We start from the raw sequence: 13,905 nt of genomic DNA, 5'->3' as shown, positions 1-13,905 counted from the left end.
CTGTGCCTCGGCGAAGATGCTTCGTGCGCTGGCGGGGCCACGGCAGGGGCCGAGCCGGAGAAGCGCGGTTGCGCCGCCGAGCAGGATTCGATTCGTCTCTGCAAGCCGCTGTGCGCTCACGGATCCATTACGAGCTCGAACTCGGTGTCCAGTAGCCGTCGAGCGTCGAGATCTCCCCATGAGGCGGCCTGCTCGAGCACGTCGGCAGCCTCGTCCTCGTCGCCGTGGTCGAGCAGGAACGCGCCGAGGTGGTAGCCGGCGGCCGGTTCGTCGAGTTCCCCGGCCAGCCGGTACTCGCGCTCGGCGGCCACGAGGTCGTTCCTGTGACGGTGCAGGAACTTCGCGTAGTCGATGTGCGCCTGCTGAGCCTCCAGATCGATGGCCTTGCGCAGCAACTGCTCGGCTTCGTCCTGACGTCCGAGTTCGGCGTAGACCTCGGCGAGGGCGCAGTAGGTGGTCGGTTTGGCCGGATCAAGATGCCGCTCGGCCACGGCGAGCGCGGCGGCGACGTCGCGCCGGTCGTGCAGGTGGGTGCGGGCCAGGTTGGCGGGCGCGAGGGTGTCGTCCAGCTCGACGGCACGCTCGAACATCGTCACCGCCTCGTCGAGGCGGCCCTGCTCGGCCAGGAACAACGCGAAGTTGTTCATCGCCTTGCTGTCGCCCCCGGCGACGGCCAGCAGGTACGCGCTCTCGGCGTCGGAGGTCATGCCGAGGTCGGCCAGCACATCGGCCAGCACATCAGCAAGATCGTCACGTCCGGCGGCGACCAGAGGACCGAGCAACTCCTGCGCCTCGATCAGCCGGCCCCGCTCGAGGTAACCACGCGCCAACAACCGAGCGGCCGCGGGTTCACCCGCCGCGACGGCCTGTTCGAGAACTTCGATCGCCCGTTCGTACGGCCTCCGGCCAGTGCCGCCGTCGAGCAAGTCAGAGCCACGACGGCTCAACGGGCCTAAGTCAGGCTCACTCATCAGGTCACCCACAATCTGCACGAAGGCTAACCCACCAGCAGACGTGTCTAGACCACACAGCGGCGCCGAACAGGCCCGGCTCACAGGGGCGGATCGTCGGGGTGCCGTCGCCGTCGCACATGCCGGATCAGATCGCTCCCCCCGCAGACCGCAGGCAGCAGCATGCCTATGTCCCCTGTTCGAGTAAATCTGTAGTCGCTGAGGTAGACATTCGCGTCTGGCTGAGTGTAGTGTTCTGCACGTTGCGAGAGAGAGAACGTCATATCGGCACGGGAGATGACGAACTACCCGTGGATCTGCGCAAGACGGTCGGACACGCCGGAGCCGATCAGTGGAAGGGGTTCCGGCGGCGACCAAGGACAGTCGGCAGGCAAGACCGGAAGCACGACCGCAGTACGCGTTACCCGGAGCCGACAGTCGCGTGAAGAGCAAGTGCAAGACGCAGTGCAGATGCAGTTGCAAGGCGGTCGGCGAGGTGAAACCGGCATGTGCAAGAGGTCCGGCGCCGACATTCACACAAGAACAGAAAAATCAGGTACCAGAGGAGAAGGGAAGGGTTGCACACCATCGGATCGCCCGTCTCAGGCTGAACATCGCCGGGCGGCTACCGCAGTTCCATCAGATTGGCAGGTGGTCTTCGGTTACGCACAAGCAACGATCCCCGCAGTTCCCGCCCCTGATGCGGGTCACGCGGACACAGGAACCCGATCTCACGGTCGGTTGATGGAAGTGAAACCCACAAACCCTTGGGGCCCCGGTGCTACCGCATCGGGGCCCCTCGTGATGCGGAGGCTCGATGACCCCAGAGACACCCCGGCCAGAAACCAACGAGCCGCACACCGCGGCCGAGAACCTCGACGACGACCACTACCCCGCCTACACCATGGGCCGCGCCGCGGAGATGCTCAACACCACCGCGGCATTCCTGCGCACCCTCGACGACGCGAAGCTCATCGAGCCGCAGCGCTCCACCGGTGGACACCGCCGGTACTCCCGCCACCAACTGCACCTGGCCGCCCGCGTCCGCACACTGATCGACGAAGGCATCGGCCTGGACGCCGCCTGCCGCATCGTCACCCTGGAAGACCAACTCGAAGAAGCCCGAAACCTCAACACCCAGACACCACCACCGCACACTCCCGACGAGCCGTACCCACCTTTGCGAGGCGTGTGACCACCTGAGGTCAGGACGTCGACGCCCCGCCAAGCCCGGCACGACCTGATAGCCAGGCCGAGGTCACACACCTGCCACAGCGATCGCGACCTCGGCCCGCGACTGTCCGACGACGGTGAAGAGGCAGGCCACCTCATCGCCGTCACCGATGACGCCGTGCCGATCTCGTCACCAGCCCGGCCGACCGGCCGTCCGGTCAGAGCGCAACTCAGGTCCGCCACGGCATCGCGCGGTTCCATGCGCCGCACCTCGTTAGCCATCGAGGCCGCCGACAGCGTTACCGAGCCCGTTGACGACAACACCAGTGGCGCCGCTGCCGACGTCGTTGCAGAGACGAGAAAAACACCGACCTGGAACGGCGAACCGCTGATCTTCAAGCCCTCCCGGCTGACAGCGCGACCTGCGACCTGCTCCGCGCCGGACGCGAAGACCCGATCCTGCAGGAACTCGACCCAGGCGACCCGCGATGGCCATGCCCGATGTCACCAGCTCGGACGGCGAACACCGGGACACGGATCGGCTCATGTCCACAAGAGACTGTCAGGGCCTCAGCCACGAGGCGCGTACATGATCACGGTGACGCCGAGCAGGCACACCGCGGCGGCGATTCACAACAGACCCCGATGCTCACGAACTCCCTGCCACACGCCGCTGGGCCGCCGAGGCACTGACCGACCTGACCGACGAGGAACTCGGCGATGTGCCGCTGGTCGCGACCGAGTTGGTGACCAACGCCTACGACCACGGCCGTTCCCCGCGTGAGATCCGGATGCTGCGCCTCCCCGAACCGTGCTCGGTCCGGGCCGGCAAGACCGTCCGGGCCGACATCAACTGCGGGGCGAGCTGAGTACCGCGTGATTCCCGCTGCCTGGCGCCGGAGTGATCCACCGCCCGGGGCGACCGAGCACACCTCAGCCTCGATTGTCGCAGCTTCGGGGGCACCGCGTTTCGTGAGTCTAGTGACGTTCCTCGAGGCCGACGGCTTCGCGCAGGGCCTTCGTGGCGTCTTGCAACTCGGGACTGTTGTTCGCATTCACAGCCATGAGCGCGGCCAGCGTCGTGGCGATGACGTTGAGTTTCTCCTGCGTGGCCTCACGCTCGCGGCGGCCCGCATTGGCGAGCAGCGCTACCAGAAGCAGCGTGACGACGCTTGAGACAGTGTGGATGGCCGTCTGCCACTCCTTGAGATCCGTCCACAGTGGCAGACTGATCAACCATCCCACGACGATGCCCGCGCACACGAAGAAGAACGGCGCTTGGCTGACCCGCAGGTGAGTCCACTCGACGAAGCGGTCGAAGGGTGAGCGGCGATCTCCGCTCGCGCGGGTTTGTGCTGCGGCAGTAATCTCCATCGTCATTCTCCCTCGTCGCAAGCGCAGTCGAAGGCCGGTGATCCTTTACAGGACAGGACACCGTCCACGACGGTGTCCTGTTTGGATGCTTCTAGGTGAACCCAGTCAGACTGCTTCGCTCCGGCACGGGCGGGCGCATGTGAGACGACAGCCCGCTACGTTCACCTCAGCGGCCCGCACCGGGACTTGGAGTGGCCATGGCGTCGCTGCCCCCTTGGCGCGGGCGGGCCGTTGCGGGGGTGCGTCAGCATCGCTACCAGGTTGGTGAGCCCGTTATCGGTTGGCGCGCCAGAAGCTGGGCTTGCGGGCGCCGCCGCTGGCCAAGTGGTAGAGCAGCAGCAGGACAGCGGATCCCAGGATGGCGGTGACCCAGGTGCGGATCTCGAAGAATCCTCCGACAGCGTCGATGCCGAACAGCGCCGATGCCAACCAGCCGCCGAGCAACGCCCCGGCGACGCCGATCAGGATGGTGACGATGACGCCGTGCTTCGCCCTGCCGCCCAGCAGCCACTTGGCGATGATGCCGGCGGCCAGACCGAGCACGATCCAGGCGATGATGCCCATGGTGCACCTCTCAATGCTTCAGATCGCAGACATATCTGCTGATCGGGTCGAAATGGCTCGCTTAACGTCCACTCAGGACGATCGCGAGTCGGAGACCCGGAACCGGCGCCGACGGGATTCCCGGCGGTATCGGCGGATGGCGATGAGGCCGCGTGAGATGTCGGCTGGCGCTGTGAGCGGGAACATGTCCACTGCCTCCTTGGCGCGTCTGCGGTTTCGACGCGTGCGCCGCCAAGGTCCGGAGCGGATTTCGATGCACCACGATCTGCCGTGTCAGGCCGTTGCGGGCCTGGCGGGACGCTGTGACCGGGTGGGTTGTCCACTCAGCGTAGACCTCTACGAGGCCTCTGAACAGGGCTGATGCGGTGTCGGCGAGGTGCGGGATCGGCTCCGCGGGGTTCTCACTCAGCGCGATCGCGCAGCACGTTGGGTGCGCCTTGTGCGGCCGCCGGACAGGTCTACGCTGGGGTTCTCATCCTTTCCGTCCGCCTGGACCCCGCGGTCGCCACGGTCTCGTGAGGAGACCTCCGTGAGCACCGTCATCAACTCTCAGGTGTCTGTTCCTCCGCGCTTCGCGACCGCAGGCCGATCCGCCCCGATCCCGGTTGCCGATCAGCTCACCGTGACGACCCCCACCGCCCGGCCGGGAACGATCGTGGTCACGGTGTGCGGAGAGGTGGACATGTTCACCGCTTCGCTGTTGCGGGATCGCCTGCACGATCAGATCCGCCACTGCGGCCCGGATCTGGTCGTCGATCTCACCGACGTCGGTTTCCTCGCCGTGACCGGTCTTTCCGTCCTGAACACCGCTCGCACCGCGGCGATCGCCGCGGAGATCGGGTTCTGCTTGGTCGCGGACACACCGCAGGTCCTCAGGCTGCTGGGGATCACCGAGTTGCACGGCGTGATCGCCTGCTACCCCGACCTCGACCACGCCCCCATGCGGACCCAGCCGCTGGATGTGATCGGGTCACCCCATCTTCCCGCACCGGTTACTTCCCCCGTCCGTCGAGTCCTGGCACAACTCCCGCCACACCGGCCCGATCTGCGCCCGGCACGGAGTGTTGCCCGGCCGGATCGGAATCTGCGCACGGGTGAACAACCCTCCACAAAGGACGAGTGAGCGCACGAGCGAACTTCCGGAAGACTCCGCGGTGATCGCCCAGCGGTTGCACCTCGCCACCGGCTTCCTCGCGAACGAGCGCGACCGGATCGTGGAACGCCTGGGCGCACTCGGCTCGCGTTTGCGGTCGTTCCGCGACGACCAGGTCGACCTCGAGATCAGCCTGAAGGACCTGGACCACGCAGCAAGCCCGCAACCTCCTCATGGACCTGCAGGACACGGGCACCGCCGTGAAGTACGTGATCCGGGATCGCGACAGCAGATACACCACTCAGTTCGACGCCGTCCTCACCGACAGCGGGATCACGATCGTCAAGACCGGGATCCGCGTCCCGCGAATGAACGCGATCATGGAACGCTGGATACACACCCGCCGAGTCGAACTTCTCGACCGCACCCTCATCCTCAACCGCTCACACCTACTGCACGCACTCCACGAAGACGAGGTTTCCGCACCTACACGGTCGCGGAGCTGCTTCCGCGACCGGCGACGGCCCGATCAAGCCACAGTGGACAGTCCTTTGGTCTCAGCGCTGTCACGGAAGTGCGAAGCCAAGTCAGGCCGGGGTGTACCGCGAGTAGGTGATGCCACAGCGGAACGCCTTCGCTTCGAGCAGCTTCAGTGCCGGCAACTCGAACCCGTCTGGGAACAGGCGACGGCCGCGCCCCTGCACGACGGGATACACGAACAGCCGGTACTCGTCGACCAGTCCTGCCTCGATCAGGGTGTGGCACAGCATGATGCTGCCGGTGACCACGATGTCGCTGCCTGGCTCGTCTTTGAGCGCACGAACCTCCTCGGCGGGGTCACCCGACAGCACCCTCGTGTTCTGCCACTGCGGGTCTGTCATCGTGGAGGAGATCACGTACTTCTGCACCCGGCCGAGGTAGTCGCTGACACCCGTGGCGTCGTCGGACAGAGTGGGCCAGTAGCCACGCAGATCCTCGAACGTCTGACGACCCACCAGGAAACCGTCGGCGTCGTGGCTTTGGCGGTGCATCTCCGCGAGCAGGTCCGACGTGTCCACGCCGGCCTGCCCCTCGGGATCGAACCAGTCCCCCAGCATCTCGATCGAGCCGTCGACCGTGATGTTCTGGGTGATTGCGAGCGTGCGCAACGGTGCCTCCCGGTAGGTAGCGGGGTCTAGCAGAGCGACGAGTGGCTCAGCGGGCCGCCAGTGCTTCCGGCAGGCTGAAGTACAGCTCCAGCAGCTCGTTCAGCGTGGTGGCCCGCAGCGCCCGCAGCACGCTCCCGGCGGGAGCCACCAGCCGCAGCGGCGTGCCCCGGTCGACACCGAGCAGGTGGTACTCGACCAGCACCGAAAGGCCGGACGACGCGAAGAAGGCGACGCCGCTCAGATCCAGCACGACCGGGAGCCCGCCGGACTTCGCGTCGGTGAACGCCGCGGCCAGGCGATCGCGCAGCAGCGGGGCCGTGTAGGAGTCGACCTCGCCCGCGCCCCGCACGACCACAGCGTCCTCACGCCGCTCGGTGTCCACTCGCAGTGGCGCCCCCACGCCGTCGTCCTCGGTGACCATGACACCTCCCTGTCAGTTCGTCTGCATCACGCTACTCAACCGGTCAGTCACAATCCTTCCCGCTGGTTGAACGCCATGACGTCGGTTCTCCGGCGGCGCGACGTTCCGGCCAGCTGGTAAACGTCATGTTGCTCGCGTTTCTCGCACTCCTCCACGGCAATCCTGCCTCTACTGGTCGAGGCGAGGAGAGACACGTTCATGCGTGCATTGCGTTCGTTGCGTTCCGTCGCCCGTGAGCACGTCGGGACGGCGATGCTCGGATTTCAGCTGATGGCCCACCCGGTGTGGCGTAACGCCGATCCGGACGAGGGCGCGGGACTGGGTGTCCTGCTCGTGCCGGGCTTCGGCGCCGCCGATGCCAGTCTGAGCTTCACCAGCACGTGGCTGGCCAGCCGCGGCTACCGTCCCGCGGGCGCTCGCATCGGGTTCAACCTCGGCTGCACCAGCGAACTCGTGGACCGGATCGAACGACGACTCGAGGAGCACACGGACGCCACCGGTGGGCCGGTGGCGCTGATCGGCCACAGCCGCGGTGGTGGTCTCGCCCGGCTCGCCGCCGCGCGCAGGCCCGATCTGGTCTGCGGCCTGGTGATGCTGGGCAGCCCAGTTGTCAATCCAACGGCCGCCAACCCTCGCGTGATGCTCGCGGCACGGGCGCTCGCCAAGCTGACCGCGGCAGGCATCCCCGGCCTGATGGACCAGGAGTGCTTCAGCGGCGCCTGCTACGCCGACAGCACCCGCGCACTGGCCACCCCGCTGCCATCAACGGTTCCGGCGGTGTCGATGTACTCCCGAACCGACGCCGTCGTACCGTGGCGCCTGAGCCTCGACCCGTCCGCCGAATGCGTCCAGGTGAACAGCACCCACATCGGAATGGGACTCGCCCCGGACGTCTACACCGCGCTGCGGCCGCGGCTCGCCGCGTGGGCCACCAGGCAGGCGCCGGCGCTGCGCAGGTCAGGTCGCCGTGATGAGAATTCCCATCGCAGGATCGCGGCTCGCCCGGAGTGCTGATCAGGGGGTAAGTGCCCATCATGGACCCCACTCCGATCGTCTACACCGGGCTCGGCGTCTCCACGCTGCTCGCGGCACTGCTGCCGCGCCTGCTGGGCCGGGCGCCGATCTCGATGCCGATGGTGTTCCTCGGAGCGGGTGCCCTGGTGTTCACCGTCATCGACCGCCTGCCCGACCCCGATCCGGTTCGGAACGCGGGCATCACGATGCACCTCACCGAACTGTGCGTCATCGTCTCGCTGATGGGCGCGGGACTCGCGCTCAACCGCCCGGTCGGCCGGCGCCGGTGGGCCACCACGTGGCGGCTGCTGGCGATCACGATGCCGCTGACGATCCTCGGCGTCGCCCTGCTCGGGTGGGCTGTGCTGGGGATCGGCGTCGCGTCGTCGTTGCTCCTCGCCGCCGCGCTGGCACCGACCGACCCGGTGCTCGCCACGGAGGTGCAGGTCGGCGAACCCGCGGAGAACCCCGAGACCGACGAGGACGAGGCGCGGTTCACGCTCACCTCCGAGGCAGGGCTCAACGACGGACTGGCGTTCCCCTTCACCTACGCCGCCGTCGCGATCAGCGCACTCGGCGCGGCACCCGCGGCGTGGCTGCCGCACTGGCTGGCCGTGGACGTCCTCTGGAGGCTCGGCTGCGGCATCGGAGTCGGACTGCTGGTCGGCTGGTGCCTGCGCACGTGGTTCTTCTCCGCGCCGTCGGAGAAGTTCCGGCTGTCCGAGCACGCGGAAGGCTTCGTGGCAGTGGCCGCCACGTTCCTCACCTACGGCCTCGCCGAGCTCGCGGAGGGCTACGGCTTCATCGCGGTGTTCGTCTGCGCGTGCACGATCCGCGCGGCCGAGCGGTCGCACGGCTACCACCGCGTGCTGCACCAGTACGTCGAGCAGATCGAGCGCGTGCTCACCGTACTGATCATCTTCCTGCTCGGCGGAGCCGCGGTCAGAGGGCTGCTCGCCGGCACCACGTGGCGCGAAGTCGGGGTCGCGCTGGCGGTTCTGCTGCTGGTGCGGCCGCTCACCGGTCTCATCGGACTCGCCCGAGGCCGGACCGGGCCGCGGGAACGCGCGGTGATCTCGTTCTTCGGTGTGCGCGGGGTCGGGTCGTTGTTCTACGTCGCCTACGCCGTCGAAGCCGGCCGGTTCGCCGAGCACGGCACGGTCTGGCGGGTCGTCGGACTCGTCGTGATCGGGTCGATCATCGTGCACGGGATCACCGCCACACCCGCCATGCTCTTCCTCGACCGCTTCTACGAGCGCCACTCGGCGCCCTGATCGCACCTGCGACCACCGCACCGAGCGGCGCCGCGCAGTCACCGAGCCGAGACGCGGTTCGCGGTACGACAAACCTGAACCTCGCTCGAGCATCAGCAGCACTACCCGCGAACCTTCGGTCAAAACCCTTGCGGCGCAATACTTCTGATGTCCGCCAATGAGGTTCGCGCAGGGTGCGACGGGGTAGCTCGCAAGACGAGTGCACATCGACCGTTGAGGAGTCAGTCGTGACCGAGAACCAGATGGGCGGGGTTCGAGGAACCGCCCAGCAGGAGGGTGCCGCGGTGACGCAGCACGCCCAGGACGCGGCCGGGGAGGTGCGTGCGACAGCTCAGGAGCAGGCCGGGCACGTGGTGCGGGAAGCCAAGGCTCAGGCAGGCCACGTCGTGCAGGACATGCGCGACAAGATGGCCGACGAGGCCGAACAGCAGGCCAAGAAGGCGTCGCACCAGCTCAGCAGAGTCGCGGACGAACTGAATGAGATGGCCGAACGCGCGTCGTCCGACTCGATGTCGGCAGGCGCGATCCGCCAGGTGGCCGACACCAGCAGGCAGGCGGCCCGTTACCTGGACGAGCGCGGCGCCTACGGGCTGCTCGACTCCGTGCAGGACTTCGCCCGCCGCAGGCCGGGCACGTTCCTGGTGGGCGCGGCCGTCGCCGGGTTCCTGGTCGGCCGTGTCGCCAAGAGCGCGACCGGTCAGCCCGGAAACGGGCGACCGGCCACCAGCCGGCCCGAGGCCGCGCGACAGACGACCGCGACGCCGGAGTTCGCCCCACCCGCGCCGCGCGGCCCGGCCATCAGCCGGACGACCACCGAGCCGAAGCTCGCCGAGGGGCGCACGAGCGCGCCCGGCCCGGTCACCACCGGGCCCGATCCGTCCCGGCAGCCGACATCGGCTCCGGGACCGGTGAGCACCGGAGGTGCGCGGCATGTCCAGCCCTGACATCGGGTTGCCGGACACGGCCGACCGCGAGTCGCTCGGCCAGCTGGTCGGAGAACTCGCCGAGGACCTCTCCCGGCTGATGCGGCAGGAGCTCGAGCTCGCCAAGGCGGAAATCCGCGAGGAGGCGGTGAAAGCGGGCAAGGCCACCGGGATGCTCGCCGGCGCGGGCTTCGCCGGGTACATGACCGCGGTGTTGCTCAGCCTCGCCGCGGTGTTCGCACTGGGTGCCGTGATGCCGCTGGGCTGGGCGGCACTGATCGTCGCGGCCGTGTGGGGCATTGCCGGTTTCGCCTTGTTCACCAGCGGCCGCACCCGGCTTCGCCAGGTCTCACCAAAACCCGAGCGCACGGTCGAAACCCTCAAGGAGGACGCGGAATGGGCACGACACCCGACCAAATAAGGCGCGAGATCGACATGACCCGCGCGGAGCTCGTCGACGACGCCAACCGACTGGTCGACCGGACGAGCCCCCGCCGCATCGCGCAACGGCGCGTCCGGGGAGCCCGGCGCGGCCTCATCGCGTTGCGGGACACGGTCATGGGCACCACCGCGGACACCACGTCGACGGTGCGGGATCAGGCGCACCAGGCGAAGGACGCCGTCGCCGAGGGTGCCGAAAGGGCTGCGGAGGCGGTGCAGGACGCACCGCAGCAGGCGATGCGGCAGACGCAGGGCAACCCGATCGCGGCAGGTCTGATCGCGTTCGGCGGCGGTCTGCTGGTCGCGTCGCTGCTGCCGAGGTCGGAGGCCGAGCAGCAGTTCGTGCAGGAGATCGGTGACCGCGCGAGTGACGCCATCGAGCCGGTCAAGGACGCCATCGGCGAGGCTGCGCAACACCTGAAGGAAGAGGTGAAGTCCGACGTCCGCGACGCGGCGGACGAGGTCAAGCAGACCGCATCGGACGCCGTCGCGACCACCACCGAGCACGCCAAGGCATCAGCCAAGGAGGTGGCCGATCACGGCCGCGAGGCCGCCCGCGAAGTCAAGTCCTGACGCAACTCGAAGCCGATCTCGACCCCCGATGGAGGTTGAGATCGGCTTCGGCGTGACGGCGACCGCGTGCCGACCGACACGGCGTCACGCGGGTTCTTCATCGTCCTCCGTGACGTCCTGGCCCGCCGGCCGTTCCCGGTCGTCCATGAACTGCTCCACGTCGACGTCGAGGTTCGGCGGTTCCGGCGTGCCGGGTGAGTACGGCGGGTCCGGGTTGATGCGTGGTTCTTCCCGTTCGGTCATGGCGCGATGTCCTCACTGTCGTGGACTGGGCGAGAGGCGAGCGTCAACGCGCGGGTGCGCTCGCGGCGCGAAGCGGTGCACTGACGTCGTGCAGGTGCTGCAGGACGTAGCGGTAGGTCCTCAGCAGTCCGCATTGCGCGTAGTCGATCCCGTGCTCGGCGCAGAACTCCCGCACCAGGGGTTGCGCGCGGCGCAGGTTGACGCGCGGCATGGTGGGGAACAAGTGGTGCTCGATCTGGTAGTTCAGCCCACCGAGCACGAAATCGACCCACGGGCCGCCGCGAACGTTGCGGCTGGTGAGGACCTGTTTGCGCAGAAAGTCGAGCTTGGTCTTGTCGGTGTAGGTGGGCATGCCCTTGTGGCCCGGTGCGAACGAGCAGCCCATGTACACGCCCCACAGTCCCTGGTGCACGACGATGAACGCGACCGCCACCGGCGCGGACAACACCGTGAACACCGCGGTGAGGTAGACACCGGCGTGCGCGAGCAGCAGCACTGCCTCGAGCCGGCGGGCTTTGATCTCGCCGCGCCGCACGGCTCGGATGCCGGCCCAGTGCAGGCTCACCCCTTCCAGCAACAGCAGGGGGAAGAACAGGGCCGCCTGGTGCTTCGTCGTCCAGCGCACGAACCCGCTCTTCTCGTCCGACTGCCCACGGGTGAAGGCGAGCAACTGGATGTCGAGATCAGGATCGTCACCTTCGTGGTTGGGGTTGGCGTGATGCCGGGTGTGCTTGCCCATCCACCAGCCGTAGCTGACGCCGACGAGCACCCCGAAAGCGTAGCCGGCAAGATCATTGGCCCGTCCGGTGCGGAAGATCTGGCCGTGCCCCGCATCGTGGCCGAGGAACGCGATCTGGGCGAACATCCCCGCGAAGAACACCGCGCTGACCAGCTGCCACCACGAGTCGCCCAGCACGACGAACCCCGCACACCCGGCGACCAGAGCGAGCAAGGTGAGGCTGATCTTCATCGCGTAGTAGCCGTAACGTCGGTCGAGCAGACCTGCACGCCGCACGAGGCGAGAAAGATCGCGGTAGTCGTCGGGCGACGACGTTGCGTGAGCGCCAGTGCCGAAGCTCGCCGGAGACGTGGCCATGTGCGTCCTTCCCCGAGTCCCGCGGCGCCGGGGACTGGGGCGACCACTCAATTCACCCCGTACGGGTTCCCGGACGTGCCCTGCGCTAAACAAGATCAGGTCGGTGGGCGTGGGAGTCCACATGTCCAGACTCGCCGTGCCCAGGCCGCATCAGTCTTGTTGGTTGGCCGCCATGCGCTCGCGGAGGCTGCGCGGCCGCATGTCGGTCCACACCTCATCGACGTACGACACGCAGTCCTCCTTGCTCCCTTCGGTGCCGGTGCTGCGCCAGCCCGCGGGGACGTCCTGGTCGGCCGGCCACAGCGAGTACTGCTCCTCGTCGTTGATCAGGACCTGGTACTGGGTGTCCTCGTCCATGTCGTCATCGTCCTTTCGTGGTTTCCGCTTCTGATGCGTCCGTCGCGACGGTCTCGTCGCGAGGGAACGAGCGCATGGTGGGACTGAGGGTCGCGATGACCGCGATGACCGCGATGGCGGCGGCGATCAGCAGGACCGCGTTGCTGCCGGAGACCGCCTGCACGAGCAGGCCACCGAACGCCGGGCCGGCCGCGGCGGACACCCCGGAGATCATCCCCATCACACCGCTCAGCCTGCCGCGCAGGCGGTCGGGCGTCAGCAACAGCTGGTAGGTGTTGATCGTCGTGTTCGCGGTCGGCGGCAGCAGGGCCATCGCGAAGAACAGCACTCCCATCACCAAGCCGCTGTCGATGAACACCGCCACCGGGGTGAGCGCTGCCAACGCCCAGAACACCCCGATGATCGATGTGTAGGGACTCACCATTCGATGCAGGTACGGCGCGAGAAGAGCACCGAGAACGCCGCCCACGCCGAGCATCGCCGCCATGACGCCGATCTCGCCCGGCGAGACTCCCCTGCCGGCGACCAGCACGATGATGACGATGTAGTAGGCGCTGAAGAAGAAGTTGAGGCTCACCGCGCACAGCACCGTGACCCGGACGTGCCGCTGCCGCCAGACCCAGCGCAGGCCTTCGACCATCTCCTGGCCCAGATGGCTGTCTGGTCGTTGCTCGACGTCCCTGGGCGGCACGCGGACGAACAACAACGCCAGGAACGAGATCGTGTGGGTGAGCACGTTGAACGCGAAGGGCACCAGTCTTCCCACCGCGAAGAGGAAACCGCCCAACGCCGTGCCCGACAGCTGCCCCACCGAACCGCGGGCCGAGTTCATCGCCAGCGCCGTCGACAACTGCTCCTGCGGCACGATCCGCACCAGCGCGGCACTTTCGGCAGGTCCGAACAGGGCGTTGCAGACGCCCATCAGCGCCGCCACCACCACCATGTGCAGCACGCTCAGCACATCCAGCCACAACGCGACGACCAGACTGGCGACGGCCAGCGCCTGCATAGCCTCAGCCGTGAGCATGATCTTCTTGCGGTCCCAGCGATCCACCAATGCACCGCCGGGGACTCCCACCACGACCTGGGCGATCGCTTCCACCCCCAGCACCAGCCCGGTCATCGCGGGCGACCCGGTGACGGCGAGCACCAGCAGCGGAAAGGCGATCATCGACGCGCTGAACCCGGCCCCCGACAACGCCTGGCTGATCCACAACAGCCGGTAGTCGCGGTTGCGGGACAGCGGAACAGTCATGGCGGC

The 13,905-nt window shown here is 67.7% G+C and carries 17 protein-coding genes; 8 read left to right on the top strand and 9 right to left on the bottom strand.

The annotated features are described in order from the left end of the window. Positions 1-116: 116 nt before the first annotated feature. Positions 117-1,055 carry a tetratricopeptide repeat protein gene (locus FKR81_RS02460; protein WP_235921240.1) on the bottom strand — a complete coding sequence of 313 codons (939 nt, stop codon included), beginning with the start codon at positions 1,053-1,055 and terminating at the stop codon, positions 117-119. A gap of 712 nt (positions 1,056-1,767) precedes the next feature. Here FKR81_RS02460 and FKR81_RS02455 point away from each other — a divergent pair. Both FKR81_RS02455 and FKR81_RS43235 read left to right on the top strand, forming a co-directional pair. Further along, the gene (locus tag FKR81_RS02455; RefSeq protein ID WP_146349241.1) at positions 1,768-2,145 is read left to right on the top strand and encodes a MerR family transcriptional regulator; all 378 of its coding nucleotides are present in this window, start codon (positions 1,768-1,770) and stop codon (positions 2,143-2,145) included. Positions 2,146-2,845: 700 nt separating this feature from the next. Further along, positions 2,846-2,992 carry a hypothetical protein gene (locus FKR81_RS43235; RefSeq protein WP_186762713.1) on the top strand — a complete coding sequence of 49 codons (147 nt, stop codon included), beginning with the start codon at positions 2,846-2,848 and terminating at the stop codon, positions 2,990-2,992. Positions 2,993-3,101: 109 nt separating this feature from the next. Here the strand turns inward: FKR81_RS43235 and FKR81_RS02450 are convergent, their stop codons facing one another. Both FKR81_RS02450 and FKR81_RS02445 read right to left on the bottom strand, forming a co-directional pair. Then, positions 3,102-3,503 (bottom strand): low affinity iron permease family protein, encoded by a 402-nt coding sequence (locus tag FKR81_RS02450; RefSeq protein ID WP_222598155.1) that lies wholly within the window; start codon positions 3,501-3,503, stop codon positions 3,102-3,104. A 267-nt stretch (positions 3,504-3,770) separates the two neighbouring features. Beyond that, on the bottom strand, positions 3,771-4,061 hold the full coding sequence (locus tag FKR81_RS02445; protein WP_146349240.1) for a GlsB/YeaQ/YmgE family stress response membrane protein: 291 nt from the start codon (positions 4,059-4,061) through the stop codon (positions 3,771-3,773). A gap of 529 nt (positions 4,062-4,590) precedes the next feature. Between FKR81_RS02445 and FKR81_RS02440 the strand changes: the two genes are divergently transcribed. Continuing rightward, positions 4,591-5,184, top strand: coding sequence for an STAS domain-containing protein (locus tag FKR81_RS02440; protein ID WP_146349239.1), 594 nt, complete (start codon positions 4,591-4,593; stop codon positions 5,182-5,184). 557 nt (positions 5,185-5,741) lie between these two features. Here FKR81_RS02440 and FKR81_RS02425 read toward each other — a convergent pair. Both FKR81_RS02425 and FKR81_RS02420 read right to left on the bottom strand, forming a co-directional pair. After that, positions 5,742-6,302 (bottom strand): dihydrofolate reductase family protein, encoded by a 561-nt coding sequence (locus FKR81_RS02425; protein WP_146349238.1) that lies wholly within the window; start codon positions 6,300-6,302, stop codon positions 5,742-5,744. 46 nt (positions 6,303-6,348) lie between these two features. After that, positions 6,349-6,723 carry an STAS domain-containing protein gene (locus FKR81_RS02420; protein WP_146349237.1) on the bottom strand — a complete coding sequence of 125 codons (375 nt, stop codon included), beginning with the start codon at positions 6,721-6,723 and terminating at the stop codon, positions 6,349-6,351. A 198-nt stretch (positions 6,724-6,921) separates the two neighbouring features. On the opposite strand from FKR81_RS02420, the gene FKR81_RS02415 reads away from it, so the two are divergent. The 5 genes from FKR81_RS02415 (at position 6,922) to FKR81_RS02395 (ending at position 10,948) form a co-directional block, all read left to right on the top strand. Next, positions 6,922-7,737, top strand: coding sequence for a lipase family alpha/beta hydrolase (locus FKR81_RS02415; protein ID WP_146349236.1), 816 nt, complete (start codon positions 6,922-6,924; stop codon positions 7,735-7,737). A gap of 20 nt (positions 7,738-7,757) precedes the next feature. Next, positions 7,758-9,011: a cation:proton antiporter gene (locus FKR81_RS02410; RefSeq protein ID WP_146349235.1), complete on the top strand. Its 1,254-nt coding sequence runs from the start codon at positions 7,758-7,760 to the stop codon at positions 9,009-9,011. Positions 9,012-9,238: 227 nt separating this feature from the next. Then, complete coding sequence (locus FKR81_RS02405) at positions 9,239-9,955, top strand: hypothetical protein (RefSeq protein ID WP_146349234.1); 717 nt, start codon at positions 9,239-9,241, stop codon at positions 9,953-9,955. Then, positions 9,942-10,355 (top strand): phage holin family protein, encoded by a 414-nt coding sequence (locus tag FKR81_RS02400; protein WP_146349233.1) that lies wholly within the window; start codon positions 9,942-9,944, stop codon positions 10,353-10,355. The genes FKR81_RS02405 and FKR81_RS02400 overlap by 14 nt, the downstream gene beginning before the upstream one ends. Beyond that, entirely contained in the window at positions 10,331-10,948 is a 618-nt protein-coding gene (locus FKR81_RS02395) for a DUF3618 domain-containing protein (RefSeq protein ID WP_146349232.1), read from the top strand. The genes FKR81_RS02400 and FKR81_RS02395 overlap by 25 nt, the downstream gene beginning before the upstream one ends. Positions 10,949-11,032: 84 nt before the next feature. Here FKR81_RS02395 and FKR81_RS43230 read toward each other — a convergent pair whose 3' ends face one another. The 4 genes from FKR81_RS43230 to FKR81_RS02380 form a co-directional block, all read right to left on the bottom strand. Next, positions 11,033-11,191: a hypothetical protein gene (locus tag FKR81_RS43230; RefSeq protein ID WP_186762712.1), complete on the bottom strand. Its 159-nt coding sequence runs from the start codon at positions 11,189-11,191 to the stop codon at positions 11,033-11,035. Positions 11,192-11,234: 43 nt separating this feature from the next. After that, positions 11,235-12,287 carry a fatty acid desaturase family protein gene (locus tag FKR81_RS02390; protein ID WP_146349231.1) on the bottom strand — a complete coding sequence of 351 codons (1,053 nt, stop codon included), beginning with the start codon at positions 12,285-12,287 and terminating at the stop codon, positions 11,235-11,237. A gap of 150 nt (positions 12,288-12,437) precedes the next feature. Next, positions 12,438-12,644 (bottom strand): MbtH family protein, encoded by a 207-nt coding sequence (locus FKR81_RS02385; RefSeq protein ID WP_146349230.1) that lies wholly within the window; start codon positions 12,642-12,644, stop codon positions 12,438-12,440. 4 nt (positions 12,645-12,648) lie between these two features. After that, positions 12,649-13,899 carry an MFS transporter gene (locus FKR81_RS02380; protein WP_146349229.1) on the bottom strand — a complete coding sequence of 417 codons (1,251 nt, stop codon included), beginning with the start codon at positions 13,897-13,899 and terminating at the stop codon, positions 12,649-12,651. Between the last annotated feature and the right edge of the window lie 6 nt (positions 13,900-13,905).

It is taken from the genome of Lentzea tibetensis (assembly GCF_007845675.1).
GTDB lineage: Bacteria > Actinomycetota > Actinomycetes > Mycobacteriales > Pseudonocardiaceae > Lentzea > Lentzea tibetensis.
This window is presented reverse-complemented; position numbering and strand designations above follow the sequence as displayed.